The organism is Actinomycetospora aurantiaca (genome assembly GCF_037401875.1).
GTDB lineage: Bacteria > Actinomycetota > Actinomycetes > Mycobacteriales > Pseudonocardiaceae > Actinomycetospora > Actinomycetospora aurantiaca.
Window position 1 is genome coordinate 1 of record NZ_JBBEGN010000018.1, and the last position, 14994, is coordinate 14994.

The following is a 14994-nucleotide window of genomic DNA, read 5'->3' on the forward strand; positions in this document are numbered from 1 at the left end:
CGTCAGCCCAAGGTGAACGGGTCCCGCGTGCCGCCGGTCAGCTCGACCCAGACGGCCTTGGTCTCCAGGTAGGCGTCGATCCCGTGCAAGCCGTTCTCGCGGCCGAGGCCGGACTGCTTGAACCCGCCGAACGGGACGCTCGGTGAGAGCACGCGGTAGGCGTTGATCCACACCGACCCGGCACGGACGCGCGCGGCCACCCGGTGGGCCCGGTGCACGTCCTTGGTCCACACCGCACCGGCGAGTCCGTACGGGGTGTCGTTCGCGAGCTTGATCGCCTCCTCCTCGTCGGTGAAGGTGACCGCCGAGAGGACCGGGCCGAACACCTCCTCGCGGTAGACGGTGTCGGTGGGCTTGACGCTCAGGACGGTGGGCCGCACGAAGTAGCTGCCCAGCGACTCCTCGGCGACGCCGCCGTAGGCGATCGTCGCGCCCTCCTCGCGGGCCTTGTCGAGGTAGCCGAGCACCTTCTCGTACTGCGGCTGGTTGGCGACCGGCCCCATCTCGGTCTCGGCGTCCATCGGGTTGCCGAGCTTGATCGACGCGGCACGCTCGGCGACCAGGCGCACGAGCTCGTCGTGGACGTCGGCGTGCACGATCAGCCGCGATCCGGCCATGCAGGTCTGCCCGGTCGCCGCGAACACGCCCGCGACCAGCCCGTTCGCGGCGGCCTGCAGGTCGGCGTCGGCGAACACGACCTGCGGCGACTTGCCGCCGAGTTCAAGGGTGACGGGGTTGAGGTTCTCCATCGCGGCCTGCCCGACGTGCCTGCCGGTCGCGGTGGAGCCGGTGAACGCGACCTTGTCGACGCCGGGGTGGGCCGCCAGGTGGGCACCGGTCTCGCGGTTCAGCCCGGTGACGACGTTGACGACGCCGGCCGGGATGCCGGCCTGCTCGATGAGGTCCGCGAAGCCCAGCGTCGACGCCGGCGCGTGCTCCGACGGCTTGACGACGACGGTGCAGCCGGCGGCGAGCAGCGGCGCGAGCTTGAACGTCATCAGCAGCAGCGGCGAGTTCCACGGCGTGATCGCGGCGACGACGCCGATCGGCTCGCGGCGGGTGTAGACGAGGTAGTTCGGGTTCGGCGAGGGGATCTGGGCGCCCTCGATCTTGTCGGCCAGCCCGGCGAAGTAGTGGTACCAGCCGCCGAGGCCGTTGAGCTGGCCGAGCATCTCGCGGTAGAGCTTGCCGGAGTCGTTGACCTCCAGGGTCGCGAGGCGCTCGGCGTTCTGGCCGATCAGGTCGCCCAGGCGGCGCAGGCACGCGGCCCGGGCGAACCCCGTCATCGCGCCCCACTCGCCGTCGAAGGCCGAGCGGGCGGCCGCGACGGCCGCATCGACGTCGTCCGGACCGCCGTCCGGGATCGTCGCCCAGTTCTCGCCGGTGTAGGGGTTCTGCGACTCGAACGTCGCCCCCGAGATCGCGTCGACGGACTGGCCGCCGATCAGCATGCGGAACGTCTCCATGGTGCTCACCTCGTGATCAGATCGGTGGCGGCGAGGAACGCGAGTCCCTCCACCCGGGCGAAGGCGGCGGCGGAGGACGGGGGCACGAGGTCCCCGGTCTCCTCGTCGAGCAGCGTGCAGGTGACCGCGACGGGTCCGAGGCCGGCGAGCTCCGCGAGCGCCGAGGCGGCCTCGGGCGCCCCGGCACGGCCGGGTCTGACGGCGGTGGCGACGACGTGGCCGGGGCGGCTCAGGTCGGCCGGGCGGCTGCCGGGGTCGGCGAGCACGGCGAGGGTCCGGGCACGGTCGGTCGCGCTGATGCCGGTGGTCACGCCGTGCGCGGCGTCGAACGGGACCGTCCGCGCGCTCCGCCCCCAGGCCGGGGCGAGGTCGAGCGCGGCCAGGGTCGCCTCCGGCGCGGCCGCCTCCAGGAAGCCGCTGCCGTAGCGCACGAGGAAGGCGACCGTCGCGGGCTCGATCCCCGCGGCGGCGGCGACGAGCACCGCGCCCTGCGATCCCGCGGTCACGACGACGGGGCGGCCTCGTCGGGTCTCGACGACCGCGTGGTCGACGAGATCGGGGGCGGCGGGGGGCGCGACGAGGGCGCAGGTCACGATGGATCCTTCCGGACGGCGGGTCGCTAGAGCAGCGGGGCGAGCGCGGTCACGGCGGGCGAGGCGCGCACCGCCGCAGTGAACTCCCCGAAGGCCCGCCCGTGTGCGGCGACGAGGGCGCGGGCCTCGTCACCCAGGTCGCCGTCGGGGCCGAAGTGGCCTCCGTGGAGGAAGAGCCCGGGCGAGAGGACCTGGGCCGCGAAGAATCCGGCCAGCACGGAGCGCAGGTCGTCGACGGCGAGGAAGTGCTCCGCGGCGTTGCCGGTGTGCAGGATCGCGGTGGCCTTTCCCCGCAGCGGTGCCCGCTCTTCCCCCGCGGCGCCGCGCTGGGTGTTCTCCAGCAGGGCCTTGACCAGCCCGGACGAGCGGGCACGGTAGGTCGGGGTGGCGATGACGACGCCGTCCGCGGCCTCGATCGCCCGCTGCACCTCCTCCGGGTCGGGCCCGTCGCCGAGCTCGATCACGGTCGTCGTGAGCCCGGTGGCGTCGAGGAACGCAACGAGCGCGGTGGAGCTGCGCCCGCCCGCGTTCGGCGACCCCCCGAGGCCGAGGACCGTATGCCTGCTCACGCCGTCGACGGTAGGCACGGCACCCGCCCCGCCCCATCCGCCGTGCGCACCGCGGCAGCCGATTCACGCAGGCGCCGCCGCACGTTTGCGCGACGATCCCCCTGCGTGCAACCGTGTGTCCCACCACACAATGGCGTGATCAAGCAGAAGGTCTCGCAGGTGAGCCCAGCCGAGGAGCCCCTCGCGGCGCACGCGGTGATGAACACCGCCGACGTCGACGAGGCGCAGCACGTCGTGTCGGAGGTCTACGTCCGGCACGAACTCGACTCCCTCGGCGGGCGGCCCCTCGACGCGCGGCTCAACAGCATCGCCTCGGAGCGCCTGACCCTGGGCTACCTGGTCTACGGGGCACACGCCTCGCTGGACCTCCCGCCGCTCGAGCACTGCTACCACGTGAACCTGACCCTGTCCGGGCGCACGGAGGTCACCCGCCGTCGCGGGAAGGAGCGGGCGGTCACCGAGGGCGCGCGCAGCGGCGCGGTCCTGATCCCCACCGAGGACTCGACCGTGCAGTGGACGCCCGAGGCGACGCAGTTCGCGATGAAGTTCCCGCGCGCGCCGCTCGAGGAGCACCTGGGCGGCCTGCTGGGGCACCCTATCCACGACGCGCTCGACTTCGACGTCTCGATGGACCTGACGGCGGGTCCCGGGGCGGCGCTGATGGGCGCGGTCCGGTTCCTGCAGACCGAGATGGACCGGCCGGGCGGGATCGCCGCCGCCCCGCTCGCCCGCGCCCAGCTCGAGACATACGTGATGACCGCCCTGCTGCACGGGGTGCCGCACCAGTACACGAACGAGCTCGCCGCGCCCCGCACCGAGGACCGGCCGATGCTGGTGCGCCAGACGCAGGACTACATCGACGCGCACGCCGGCGAGGCGTTCAGCATCCCGCAGCTCGCGCGGCGGATGGGGGTGTCCACGCGGACGCTGCAGGTCACGTTCGCCCGGCACGTCGGCATGACGCCGAGCGAGTACGTGCGGGACGTCCGGCTGACGCGGGTGCACGCCGACCTGCTCGCGGCCAACCCGGCGGACCGCTCGGTCACCGAGCTCGCCGCGACGTGGGGCTTCCTGCACCAGGGTCGGTTCTCCGAGCAGTACCGCGCGAAGTACGGCCGCCTGCCGTCGCAGACGCTGCGTTCCTGACGGGTCGGTTGCGCACTTCGGATGTCCGGCTGCGCCTGACGGATGTCCTCCCCGCCCGGCGTCTTCCTACCGTGATGCCGATCACCGACGACGCCGCTGGAGGTCCCCCATGGTCCAGACGATCACGTACGGCCGCGAGCAGACGCTGCCCCTGGAGCACCCCCGCACCGGGCCGTCGATCTTCAACGACCAGAAGATGAAGCTCGGTCTGTTCGGCTCGAACTGTTCGGGCGGCCTGTGCATGACCGACGCCCCGACCACCTACGAGATCACCTGGGACCACACGCGCTCCATCGCGCAGAAGGCCGACCGGCTCGGCATGGAGGCGATGGTCCCGGTCGCCCGCTGGAAGGGCTTCGGCGGCAACGTCAACTTCAACGGCACGAACTTCGAGACCTTCACCTGGGCCGCCGGCATCGCCGAGGCCACCGAGCAGATCACCGTCTTCACCACCACCCACATCCCGACGGTGCACCCCGTCGTCGCCGCGAACATGGCCGTCACCAACGACCACATCGCGCAGGGCCGGTTCGGGATGAACCTCGTGATGGGCTGGTTCACCCCGGAGATGGGGATGTTCAACCCGAAGCAGCTCGAGCACGACGAGCGTTACGTCTACGGCGGGGAATGGCTCGAGTTCGTCGAGCGGCTCTGGACCGCCGAGGGCGAGTTCGACGTCGACGGGACATACTTCCAGGCGCAGAACCTCGAGTCCGAGCCGAAGCCGGTGCAGAACCCGCGCCCGGTGCTCATCAACGCCGGGAACTCGAAGTCCGGCACGGACTTCTCCGCGAAGTACGTCGACATCAACTTCGCCTCGCTCGACATGGAGAAGATGGCCGACTACACCAAGGACATCAAGCGCAAGGCGCGCGAGGACTACCAGCGGCAGATCTCGACGATGACCTACGGGCTGGTCGTCTGCCGGGACACCGAGGCCGAGGCCAAGCGCGACCACCAGCGGATCATCGACGAGGGCGACTGGCCGGGCGCCCGCAACCTCATGTCGATCATCGGCATGGAGTCGCAGTCGTTCAACGAGCAGATCGAGAAGTTCCAGGAGCGCTTCATCGCCGGGTGGGCCGGGCAGCCGCTCGTCGGCACGCCCGAGCAGGTCGTCGAGGGCTTCCAGCAGCTCTCCGACCACGGCATGGAGGGCATGATCATGGGCTTCCTCGACTACAACGAGGAGATCGACCAGTTCGGCGAGCAGGTCATGCCGCTGATGCGCGAGGCGGGTCTCCGCCACTAGGTGCTTCGCTCGTGAGCACTAAGTGGGGTTATAGCCCCACTCAGTGCTCACCTGCGAGTTCTCGCACCAGGTCGTCCAACCCGAGCGAGCCCTGGGCCAGGGCGTCGGCGTGCCACCGGCGCACGTCGAACCCGGGCCGGGCGGCGGCCTCGGCGCGCCCGGCCAGCCACGCCCGCTCCCCGAGCTTGTAGCCGATCGCCTGGCCCGGGCCGCCGAGGTAGCGCAGCAGTTCCGAGTCGGCCATCGCGTCGCCGCGGCCGACGTGCATCCCGAAGAACTCCCGGCCCAGCTCCGGGGTCCACCGCTGCCCGGCGCCGACCGGCGAGTCGGCCGGGATCGCCAGCTCCAGGTGCATCCCGAGGTCGATGACGACGCGGACCGCCCGCAGCATCTGGCCCTCGAGGTAGCCCAGGCGCGACGCCGGGTCGGCGTGGAAGCCGAGCTCGTCCATCAGCCGCTCCGCGTACAGCGCCCACCCCTCGACGTTGGCCGAGACCATCCCGACCGCCGAGGTCTGGAACGTCGACAGCGACTCCGCGTGCAGCGGCCACGACGCCAGCTGCAGGTGATGGCCGGGGACGCCCTCGTGGTACCAGGTGGAGATCAGATTCCACATCGGGTAGCGGTCGTCCGGGGTCGCGGGCAGCCAGGTCCGGCCGGGCCGGCTGAAGTCCAGGGTCGGCGGCGTGTAGTACGGCGCGGCCGCGCTACCGACGGGTGCGAGCCGGGCCTCGACGTCGCGGATCGGGCCGGACAGGTCGAAGTGCGTGCCGTCGAGCGCGGCGATCGTGGTGTCCATGAGCGCCTGCAGGTGCTCCCGGGCCGCCTCGCCGCCGGAGATCACCGTGCCCTCGGTCTCGAGCAGGTCCATCGCCTCGCGCGGGGTGGCGCCGGAGCGGACCCGGTCCGCCTCGACGACCATCTCGTCGCGCAGGCGCCGGAACTCCTCCCAGCCCCACGCGTAGACCTCGTCGACGTCGATGTCCGCGCCGTTCCAGAACCGGGTCGCGACCCGGTAGCGCTCCGGCCCGACGGCATCCGGCGTCCCCTCCGCGGCCGGCAGGTAGTCCTCCAGCAGCCGGGTCCGCAGCTCGGCCAGTGCGCCGGCAGCGGCGGCGGCCCCCTGCTCCAGGTCCTTCCGGACGGCGGGTCCGACGTCCGCCTCGCGCGCGAAGGCGGAGAACCAGCCCCGTCCGCCGTCGTCGTCGAGCCAGGTCCGCAGCTGCTCGCCCACGCGGACCACCTGGCGCGGGGCGGCGAACAGGCCGCGCCGGCGCCCCTCGTCCAGCGAGCGCCAGTAGCCGTCGAGCGCCTGCGGGACACGCGCCATGCGGGCCGCGACCGTCGCCCAGTCGGACTCGGTCGCGACCGGCATCAGCGCGAACGCCATCCGCACCCCCGCCGGCGGGCCGAAGAGCTCCTGCACCGCGCGCAGCGGCTCCCCGCTCTCGCCGTACCCGAGCTCGGCCTCGAGCCGCTCGCGCAGCAACCGCGCGCACCGGCGCTCGTCGGGGCCGGCCGGCTCGGGCAGGCCGTCGAGCCGGGCGAGGGTGTCGCGGCGCAGCGCGTCGCCGGCGGCGAGCCCGGCGGGCGAGAGGTCCGGCAGCTGGTCCTGCCCCTCCCCCAGGCCCAGCTCGCCCGCGACGATCGGGTCGAGCTCGGCGAGCCGGCGGACGTGGTCGTCGGCGAGGTCACGGACGGCCCGGTCTGGAGTGCTCTCGTTCATCGCCGCAGAGTCTGCCCGGTCACCGCAGCGGGTGCCGCGGGATCGACCGCAGGTTCGACCGGGCGAGCTGGACCATCTTCCCGACGCCGCCGGACAGCACCGTCCGCATGCCCGCGAGCGCGAACCCGCGGACCTGCTCGGCGGTGATGTGCGGCGGGATCGACAGCGCGTCGAGGTCGGTGCGGACGTCGACCAGGGACGGTCCGCGGTGGTCGAGCGCGGCCCGCAGCGCCGCCCGGAGGTCGCCGGGCTGCGTCACGGTCACCGCGTGCAGCCCGGCCGCGGCGGCGATCGCCCCGAGGTCGGCGGGGCCGTGGTCGGTCTGGAACGACGGGAAGCCGGCCACCATCATCTCGAGCCGGATCATCCCGAGGGCACCGTTGTTGAACGCGACGACGGTGAGGTCGAGGTCGTGCTCCACGGCGGTGAGCAGCTCGCCGAGCAGCATCGTCAGCCCGCCGTCGCCGGACATCGAGACGACCTGCCGTCCCGGGAACGCCGTGGCCGCGCCGATCGCGTGCGGGAGCGCGTTCGCCATCGTCCCGTGGCGGAACGAGCCGACGATGCGGCGGCGCCCGGTCGGGGTGATGTAGCGCGCCGCCCAGACGTTGCACATGCCGGTGTCGACCGTCACCACCGCGTCGTCGGCGAGCTCGTCGTCCAGGACGTCGGCGACGTACTCCGGGTGGATCGGCGTGCGCTCGGAGACCTTCGCGGTGTACGCGTCGACGACGTGCTCGAGGGCGTCGGCGTGGTGGCGCAGCATCTCGTTGAGGAACGAGCGGTCGGTCTTCTCGACGACGAGCGGCAGCAGCATCCGCAGGGTCTCGGCCACGTCGCCCTCGACGCCGAGCTCGAGCACGGTCCGCCGGCCCAGGTGCCGCCCGTCCGCGTCGATCTGGACGGTGCGGGCCTGCGGGAGGAAGCCGTCGTAGGGGAAGTCGGTGCCGAGCAGCACCAGCAGGTCGGCCTCGTGCGAGGCCTCGTAGCAGGCGCCGTACCCGAGCAGGCCGCTCATCCCGACGTCGTACGGGTTGTCGTACTGGATCCACTCCTTGCCGCCGAGCGAGTGCCCGACGGGGGCCTTGACCTTCCCCGCGAGCTGCAGGACCTCGTCGCGGGCGTCGCGCGCGCCGGCACCGACGAAGAGCGTCACGCGCCCAGCCCGGTTGACGTGCTCGGCCAGCGCCTCGACGCGGTCCCGCGCGGGGACGACGACGGAGGAGGGGGCGACGAGGTCGCCGACGCCCGTCGGGTGCGCGGCGGCCTCCGCGGTGACGTCGCCCGGGATCACCATGACCGCGACGCCGCGGTCGGCGAGCGCGGTCTGCATCGCGATCCGCTGCAGGCGCGGCAGCTGCTCCGGACGGGAGACCAGCTCGCACCAGCTGCTGGCCTCCAGGAAGAGCTGTTCGGGGTGGGTCTCCTGGAAGTAGGTCGTGCCGATCTGCACCGACGGGATGTGCGAGGCGAGCGCGAGCACCGGGGCGCCGGAGCGGTGCGCGTCGTAGAGCCCCTGGATCAGGTGCGTGTTGCCGGGTCCGCAGCTGCCCGCGCACACCGCGAGGGTGCCGGTGAGCTGGGCCTCGGCGGCCGCCGCGAGAGCGCCGGCCTCCTCGTTGTGCACGTGGATCCAGTCGATGCCCTCGGCGGCCGCGCCGCCGGAGCGGCGGACGGCGTCGACGACCGGGTTCAGGCTGTCGCCCACGAGCCCGTAGATGCGCCGGACGCCGGCCTGCACGAGCACCTCGATGATCTGATCGGCCACGGTGCGCGCCATGGAGATCATCGTGCCAGGTCAGCTCGCGGCCGGCCCGGGGCGGGAGTCGGTGTAGACGGCGAAGACCTGCTCGAGCGGGACCCGGTCCCACCCCGGCACGACCGCGGGGTGCAGGCCCTGGATGCGGCACGCGAGCCCGGCGGCCCGCCGGGTCTCCCGGAAGCTGCACAGCTGGGCGAGGCTCAGCGACGAGTCGGACCGGGCCTCGGACACGTCGAGCACCACGGGATGCGGGACCTGGAGGAGCGCCTCGAGCAGGACGGCGAGCCGGCCGCGGGCGGATCGGTCGAGCTCGCCGGTGATCTCCAGGACGACCGTCGGGCCGTCGGGAGCCACCGGGAACGAGATGGACGCCATGCTGTCTCCCGGACGCAGGAGGGATCGCACGGCGTCAGGGGTGAACCGCGGGACGGATGAGGTGGTGTACCACGCCCCGCCCCCGGTTCACTCCCCCGGATGCGTCAGGCGGCCACGCCGACCGCCTCGGCTGCGCGACGGGCGACGCCGCGCAGCTGGTCGGTCGGCTTCTGCTGCTCGCCGGCCTGGGCGTTGAGGACCACCAGGGCGCCGGTGAGCGCCGGGATGACCATCTGCAGGTAGGTCAGCTGCCGCTGAGCCTGCGCGGCGCCGATCGGCAGCGCCTCCGCGGCCTGGCTGACGGCCTGGCCGGCCTGCTTGTCGGCCTCCTGCACGGCCTGGGCGGCGCCCCCGCGGCCCTGCTGGGTGGTGCCGCGGTCCAGGTGGGTGGTGGTGCTGGACGACACGCCCGGCGGGTCGTGGATCACCGCGTCCTCCACCTTCTTGCCGACCACCCGGGTGTAGGCGGTCGCGGCGAGCGCGGCGCCCGTGAGCACGAGCTTGGCCACGGTGGTGCCCGTCGCGCCCTTCTGCGCGGCGGCGCGCTTGCGGTTGTTCACGAGCAGGCCGGCGCCGCCGACCAGGTGTGCGCCGATCAGGGCGGTGTTGACGGGGGCCCACTTGGCCCAGCCGACGCTGGTGATGCGGGCGGTGGTGCGCTGCTGGTCCGCCTCCTCGGCGGCGGCGTTCAGGCCGGCCACGCCGAACAGCGAACCCCCGAACCAGGCCGCGAGGCCGATGTCGTGGAGGGCGCGGAAACCGGTGTCGCGAGAGTTCGTCATGGGCGGTGATGCCCTCACCACCCGTCCCCCGAACCGTCGTCGGAGTCGGGCACCATCGACACCGATGACGACGGGATCGCGGGGCACCCGGGTGGGTCTCCACCTGCCCGGCGTCGGGCCCGACCCGCTGCCGTTCGACCGGGCGGTCGCCGCCGTCGTGGGATACGCCCGCGGACGGCGCTGGCTCCGCTTCCGCTCGCCCGGCCGGCCCGAGGGACGCTGGGTGGAGGTCCCGGCCTTCGGGTGGGCCCGGTTCGACGCCCGTCCCCGCAGCACCGGCCCCGACGGCGACGTGCTCGTCGCGGAGGGCCTGCACGGACGACTCGACCGGGCCGGGTGGCAGGACGTGCACGACGCCCTGGTCGGTCTCGAACCGACGATCGAGCGGCTGCGCGGCCGCGCCGGGGACCGGGCGTTCCCGGACCTGCCCGGTCACGAGTTCTCGGTGCTCGACGAGCCCGGGACGGTCGGGGCCCTGCTCCGGCACCTCGCCCACGCCTCCGGCGCCCATCCCGCGCACGTCTCGGCCGCCCTGCACCACCGGCACCCGGACCTGGTCCCGCACCTCACCCCCACCACGCGGCGCGCGCTGCTGCCGCACGTCGAGGAGGGCGACAGCGGCGTCGAGGCCGTGGTGCACCGTGAGCTGCGGGCGAACGCCGCGGCGTTCGCCGGGCTCGGGGCCGCCGTCGGCGCGGCGACCGACGCGCGTCCCGGCCCGCTGCGCCTGCACGACCTGCTGCTCTGGCTCGCGACCACGCTGCGCCTCGCGCATGCGGTGGACCTCGGCGAGCGCGCCCTGGCCGGTTAGAGCCCCGCCACCGTCGTCACGGTGAGCTGGGGCTTCCCGACGGTGCCCGAGCACGCCTTCCCGGCGCGCGGGAGGGTGGCCGGGGCGGTCGTCCCGGGGGCCCGCACGCGGAGGCCGGACACGTCGACGGCCGCGCAGTTCTTCGCGTCGAACTCCTTCACCGGCACGATCCGCAGCGTCGCGGCCACCGAGCCGCCGGGAGCGAGCGCGACGGCGGGTCCGCGTGCACCGGCCCGGCTCGCGGGCTTGCCCACGGTCTTCCCGCCGGCGACGAACGACACCGCCGGGAAGCCCCGCAGCGTGCACGCCGCCTCGCCCCGGTTGGTGAACACGACCCGGACGCTCGCACCGGCGCCGGTGATCGAGGAGACGACGCTGCGGCAGGCCGCCGGGGGTGCGGGGGCGGGCGGTGCGCCCGGAGCCGGTGCGGGCGCCGGCTGCTCGGGCACCGCGGCGTCCCCGCCGTCGTCGGTCCCGACCGGCTCGGCCTCGTCCCCGGTGGCCGCCGCGGCGCTCGACTCCGCCGGTGCGGCCGCGGGCTGCGTGGCCGGGAGCACGTCCGCGGGCGGGCCGGGCGGTGGGACGGGTGCGGGGGCGGCGGGCGCGACCGGGGCCGGACCGCCGTCGGCCAGGGGCGTGGAGCTCCCGGTCAGGACGATCCCGCCCACCACACCCCCGGCGAGCACCAGCACCGCGGCGGCGCCCAGCAGGCCCCGGCGGACGGCACCGCCGCGGGGAGCCGGGGTCGCGACGGGGCCGGTCGGCGGGTCGGCCGGTGTCAGCGGTGGCCCACTGCTGACACCGGGCGTGCGTCGGGGGCCACCGCTGACGGGCGGCGGCGCGGACACCGTCACCGCCGACGCGCCCGCGCCCGAGACGGTGGCCGCGGTCGCCGGGCCGACGACGATCGGTGAGCGCGCGGGAAGACCGGTGGTCGCGAGTGCCGCGGCGGGGACCGCCAGGGTCTCCTCGTCGAGACCGAGCACGGGGGCGAGGGCACGCAGCCGTGCCCGGGCCGCCTCGGCCGACGGCCGCTCGGCCGGTGCGGCGGCGGTCATGGCGGCGAGCAGGTCCGCGAGATCGGCCGGCAGGTCGGCGGGGACCGCCGGGTCCCGGTGCAGCCGCGCCACGGAGGACTCCACGGGACCGCCGGGGAACTCGCGCCGCCCGGTCAGGCACTCCAGCAGGACCAGGCCGAGGGCGTACACGTCGGCCGGCGAGGAGACCTCGTCCCCGCGCACCTGCTCGGGGGCGAGGTAGGCGGCGGTGCCGGTGACCTGGCCGTGCACCGTGGTCGCGGTCGCCACCGCCGCGACGCCGAAGTCCGCGAGCACCGGGTGCACGCGGGCCGGTCCTCCGTCGTCGGCCCCGGGCTCGGGTTCCACCGGGTCGAGCAGGATGTTCGCCGGCTTCACGTCGCGGTGCACGATGCCGAGGGCGTGGACGTGCGCGAGCGCCGCGAGCAGCTCCCCCGCCAGGCCGACCACCACCTCCGGCGGCAGCGGGCCCCGCTCGAGCGTGTCCGCGAGCGACCCCCCGGGCACCAGGCGCGTCACGAGGAACACCCGGTCGGTGCCGTCCGGCGCCGTCGCCTCGCCGACGTCGAAGACCTCGAGCACGCCGGGGTGCGAGACCTGCGCGGCCGCCTGCAGCTCGCGGCGCACCGAGGCGGACTCGAGGGTCCCGACGCCGGGTGCGAACAGCTTCACGGCGACGTCGCGGCCGAGCACGCGGTCGTGGGCGCGGTACACCGTGGCCGTGGCGCCCTGCCCGAGCCGTTCGCCGAGGTCGAAGCGGCCGCTCACGCTCGCGGGCGCTCCTCCGTTCAGGGTGACGACGGTGCCGGCAGCGTCCTCGCCGTCGGAGGTCCCGTGCCCGGTGTCGGGTTCCACCCCGAGATCGTGACGGATGCCGTCCGGTCGGGGTCACCCGCCCCCCGTTCGGAGCCCCCGGGCGCTGCGCACCGTGATGTGATGGGATCGGTAACCGTTCCCAACAGTCCGAGGAGACGACGAACGATGGTGGCGTGGGGTGCACTGGCGGCGAAGGCGGCCGGGGCCGTGGCGAGCGGCGTGGCCGGGGTCGCGGTCGTCGAGGGCGTGAAGAAGCTGTCCGGTGGCCGGGCGGTGCACGAGTCCGCGGTCGCCGTGACCACCCTCGGGCTCAGGGTCTCCCGGGCGGCCGAGGCCGGCGCGGAGCGGGTCCGGCTGAACACCGCCGACGTCGTGGCCGAGGCCCGCGACCGCCTGGGCGAGCAGGCCCCGCCGCCCGGGACCGTCGAGAAGCACGACCACGAGCACTGACGTGCCCCTCGGAGAGCTCCGCGTCGTCTCCGACGCCGCCGGACGGGTGCGCTTCGACGCGCCCGGCCTGCGAGCCGCCGTCGGGCTCGCCGTCGCCGTCGAGGAGGCGCTCGACGAGGTCGAGGGCGTCCGGCAGGTGCACGCGTTCCCGCGGACCGGGGCGCTCGTCGTCTGGTACGACCGCGCGAGGTGCTCGGCTACGGCGATCGTCGAGGCCTACCGCACCGTCGCCGCCGCCACGCCCGCCACCCTGCCGGCGACCCGGGCGCCGCGATCGGCCGAGGTCGGCAACGGCGACCTGCTGCGCATGGCCGTCGGAGGTCTCGCCCTGCTGCTGCTCGGCGGCCGCCGGTGGCTGCTGCGGCGCCCGCCCGTGCTGGGCCCGACCAGCCGCACCGTCGCCACCGGCGTCACGATCTTCACCGGCTACCCCTTCCTGCGTGGAGCCCTGCGCTCGTTGGTCGGTGGGCGCGGCGCCGGCACCGACGCGCTGGTCTCCGCGGCCACGGTCGCCTCGCTCGTGCTGCGCGAGAACGTCGTCGCGCTGACCGTGCTCTGGCTGCTCAACATCGGGGAGTACCTGCAGGACCTCACGCTGCGCCGCAGCCGCCGGGCCATCTCCGACCTGCTCACCGGGGCACGCACCACCACCTGGATGCGGGTGGCCCCGGTCGACCCGGCGGGCGAGGCCGTCGAGGTCGAGGTGCCGATCGAGCGGATCCGCGTCGGCGACGAGGTCGTGATCCACGAGCACGTCGTGCTCCCGGTGGACGGCGAGGTCGTCGAGGCCGCCGCGCAGGGCTGCCTGGTGGACCAGGCCGCGATCACCGGCGAGAACCTCCCGGTGACCGTCGACGTCGGCGACGCCCTGCACGCCGGGTCGGTGCTGCTGCGGGGCCGGCTCGTGGTCCGGGCGACCGCGGTCGGCGCCGACACCGCGGTCGGGCGGATCATCGAGCGGGTCGAGGCCGCGCAGGCCGACCGCGCCCCCATCCAGACCGTCGGCGAGAACTTCTCCCGCCGCTTCGTCCCGCTCTCCTTCGCGCTGTCCGCGGCGACCCTGCTGGTCACCCGCGACGTGCGCCGGGCCATGACGATGCTGCTGGTGGCCTGCCCGTGCGCGGTGGGGCTCGCCACCCCCACGGCGATCAGCGCCGCGATCGGCAACGGCGCCCGCCGCGGCATCCTCATCAAGGGCGGCTCGCACCTGGAGTCCGCGGGCCGGGTCGACGCGGTCGTCCTCGACAAGACCGGGACGGTGACGACCGGCCGGCCCGTCGTCACGAACGTCGTCTCCTTCGACGACGACTACTCCCCCGAGCAGGTCCTCGCCCTCGCCGCCTCGTCGGAGATCCACTCCCGCCACCCGCTCGCGCAGGCGGTGATCCGCTCGACCGAGGAGCGGCGCATCGAGATCCCGCCGCACGAGGAGTGCGAGGTGCTGCTCGGGCAGGGGATGCGCGTGCAGGCCGACGGGCGGACGCTGCTGCTGGGCTCGCGCGCGTTGTTCCGCGAGCAGAAGGTCAGCGTGTCGCGGAAGGCCTCGGACTGGGTGCGCCGGCTGCAGCGCCAGGCCGAGACCCCGCTGCTCCTCGCCGTCGACGGGAAGCTCACCGGGCTGATCAGCCTGCGCGACACCGTCCGCCCGGAGGCCGCGGAGGTGATCGCGGCGCTGCGGGCCGACGGCGTCCGGCGCGTCGTCATGCTCTCCGGCGACCATCCCGACGTCGCCGAGGCCGTCGCCCGCGAGCTCGGCATCGACGAGTGGCGCGCCGAGGTGCTGCCCGAGCACAAGCAGGACGCGGTCCGCGCGCTGCAGGACGAGGGCTTCACCGTCGCCATGGTCGGTGACGGCACCAACGACGCGCCCGCGCTCGCTCTGGCCGACCTCGGCATCGCGATGGGGGTCGCGGGCACCGACGTCGCCGTGGAGACCGCGGACGTCGCCCTGGCCGGCGACCGCCTCACCGCGCTGCTCGACGTGCGCGACCTCGGTCGCCGCGGGGTCGGCGTCATCCGGCAGAACTACGGGATGTCGATCGCGCTCAACGCCGTCGGGCTCGTCGTCTCGGCGGGCGGGGCCCTCTCCCCCGTCGTGGCCGCGATCCTGCACAACGCCTCGTCGGTGGCCGTCGTCGCGAACTCGTCGCGGCTGATCCGCTACCGGGTGGAGCCCACCCCGCCCGCCCCGGCGTAGCGACCCGGACAC

The 14994-nt window shown here is 74.4% G+C and carries 13 protein-coding genes; 5 read left to right on the forward strand and 8 right to left on the reverse strand.

Going from position 1 to position 14994, the window contains the following annotated elements:
- Positions 1-2: 2 nt before the first annotated feature.
- From WCD74_RS24760 to WCD74_RS24770, 3 genes are read right to left on the reverse strand one after another with little or no spacing between them, the layout of a single operon-like run.
- Positions 3-1466, reverse strand: coding sequence for an aldehyde dehydrogenase (locus tag WCD74_RS24760; RefSeq protein WP_373696123.1), 1464 nt, complete (start codon positions 1464-1466; stop codon positions 3-5).
- Between the two features lie 5 nt (positions 1467-1471).
- Positions 1472-2059 carry a 3,4-dihydroxy-2-butanone-4-phosphate synthase gene (locus WCD74_RS24765; RefSeq protein WP_337697571.1) on the reverse strand — a complete coding sequence of 196 codons (588 nt, stop codon included), beginning with the start codon at positions 2057-2059 and terminating at the stop codon, positions 1472-1474.
- A 26-nt stretch (positions 2060-2085) separates the two neighbouring features.
- On the reverse strand, positions 2086-2628 hold the full coding sequence (locus WCD74_RS24770) for an NADPH-dependent FMN reductase (RefSeq protein ID WP_337697572.1): 543 nt from the start codon (positions 2626-2628) through the stop codon (positions 2086-2088).
- Between the two features lie 159 nt (positions 2629-2787).
- Here WCD74_RS24770 and WCD74_RS24775 point away from each other — a divergent pair, with 159 nt between their 5' ends.
- Together WCD74_RS24775 and WCD74_RS24780 are read left to right on the forward strand one after the other, a co-directional pair.
- Entirely contained in the window at positions 2788-3774 is a 987-nt protein-coding gene (locus tag WCD74_RS24775) for an AraC family transcriptional regulator (protein WP_337697573.1), read from the forward strand.
- A 109-nt stretch (positions 3775-3883) separates the two neighbouring features.
- Complete coding sequence (locus WCD74_RS24780) at positions 3884-5026, forward strand: LLM class flavin-dependent oxidoreductase (RefSeq protein WP_337697574.1); 1143 nt, start codon at positions 3884-3886, stop codon at positions 5024-5026.
- 40 nt (positions 5027-5066) lie between these two features.
- Here the strand turns inward: WCD74_RS24780 and WCD74_RS24785 are convergent, their stop codons facing one another.
- The 4 genes from WCD74_RS24785 to WCD74_RS24800 form a co-directional block, all read right to left on the reverse strand.
- Positions 5067-6752, reverse strand: coding sequence for a DUF885 domain-containing protein (locus tag WCD74_RS24785; RefSeq protein WP_337697575.1), 1686 nt, complete (start codon positions 6750-6752; stop codon positions 5067-5069).
- A gap of 19 nt (positions 6753-6771) precedes the next feature.
- Positions 6772-8532, reverse strand: a complete 1761-nt coding sequence (locus WCD74_RS24790; RefSeq protein WP_337697576.1) for a pyruvate dehydrogenase — start codon at positions 8530-8532, stop codon at positions 6772-6774.
- 18 nt (positions 8533-8550) lie between these two features.
- Positions 8551-8889 carry an STAS domain-containing protein gene (locus tag WCD74_RS24795; protein WP_337697577.1) on the reverse strand — a complete coding sequence of 113 codons (339 nt, stop codon included), beginning with the start codon at positions 8887-8889 and terminating at the stop codon, positions 8551-8553.
- A 104-nt stretch (positions 8890-8993) separates the two neighbouring features.
- Positions 8994-9671, reverse strand: a complete 678-nt coding sequence (locus WCD74_RS24800) for a hypothetical protein (protein ID WP_337697578.1) — start codon at positions 9669-9671, stop codon at positions 8994-8996.
- A gap of 64 nt (positions 9672-9735) precedes the next feature.
- Between WCD74_RS24800 and WCD74_RS24805 the strand changes: the two genes are divergently transcribed.
- Entirely contained in the window at positions 9736-10482 is a 747-nt protein-coding gene (locus WCD74_RS24805) for a hypothetical protein (protein ID WP_337697579.1), read from the forward strand.
- Here WCD74_RS24805 and WCD74_RS24810 read toward each other — a convergent pair.
- Complete coding sequence (locus WCD74_RS24810) at positions 10479-12374, reverse strand: protein kinase domain-containing protein (RefSeq protein WP_337697580.1); 1896 nt, start codon at positions 12372-12374, stop codon at positions 10479-10481. The two genes, WCD74_RS24805 and WCD74_RS24810, sit on opposite strands and share 4 nt — an antisense overlap.
- A 126-nt stretch (positions 12375-12500) precedes the next feature.
- Between WCD74_RS24810 and WCD74_RS24815 the strand changes: the two genes are divergently transcribed.
- Together WCD74_RS24815 and WCD74_RS24820 are read left to right on the forward strand one after the other, a co-directional pair.
- A complete protein-coding gene (locus WCD74_RS24815; protein ID WP_337697581.1) occupies positions 12501-12785 on the forward strand; it encodes a DUF1490 family protein in 285 nt (94 codons plus the stop codon).
- A gap of 1 nt (position 12786) precedes the next feature.
- The gene (locus tag WCD74_RS24820) at positions 12787-14982 is read left to right on the forward strand and encodes a heavy metal translocating P-type ATPase (protein WP_337697582.1); all 2196 of its coding nucleotides are present in this window, start codon (positions 12787-12789) and stop codon (positions 14980-14982) included.
- The last annotated feature ends 12 nt before the right edge of the window (positions 14983-14994 follow it).

Excerpts from the sequence above, each read along its gene's own strand:
- WCD74_RS24760 (WP_373696123.1), bottom strand. The coding sequence starts at position 1,466 with ATGGAGACGTTCCGCATGCTGATCGGCGGCCAGTCCGTCGACGCGATC.
- WCD74_RS24780 (WP_337697574.1), top strand. The coding sequence starts at position 3,884 with ATGGTCCAGACGATCACGTACGGCCGCGAGCAGACGCTGCCCCTGGAG.
- WCD74_RS24785 (WP_337697575.1), bottom strand. The coding sequence starts at position 6,752 with ATGAACGAGAGCACTCCAGACCGGGCCGTCCGTGACCTCGCCGACGAC.
- WCD74_RS24790 (WP_337697576.1), bottom strand. The coding sequence starts at position 8,532 with ATGGCGCGCACCGTGGCCGATCAGATCATCGAGGTGCTCGTGCAGGCC.
- WCD74_RS24795 (WP_337697577.1), bottom strand. The coding sequence starts at position 8,889 with ATGGCGTCCATCTCGTTCCCGGTGGCTCCCGACGGCCCGACGGTCGTC.
- WCD74_RS24800 (WP_337697578.1), bottom strand. The coding sequence starts at position 9,671 with ATGACGAACTCTCGCGACACCGGTTTCCGCGCCCTCCACGACATCGGC.
- WCD74_RS24805 (WP_337697579.1), top strand. The coding sequence starts at position 9,736 with ATGACGACGGGATCGCGGGGCACCCGGGTGGGTCTCCACCTGCCCGGC.
- WCD74_RS24815 (WP_337697581.1), top strand. The coding sequence starts at position 12,501 with ATGGTGGCGTGGGGTGCACTGGCGGCGAAGGCGGCCGGGGCCGTGGCG.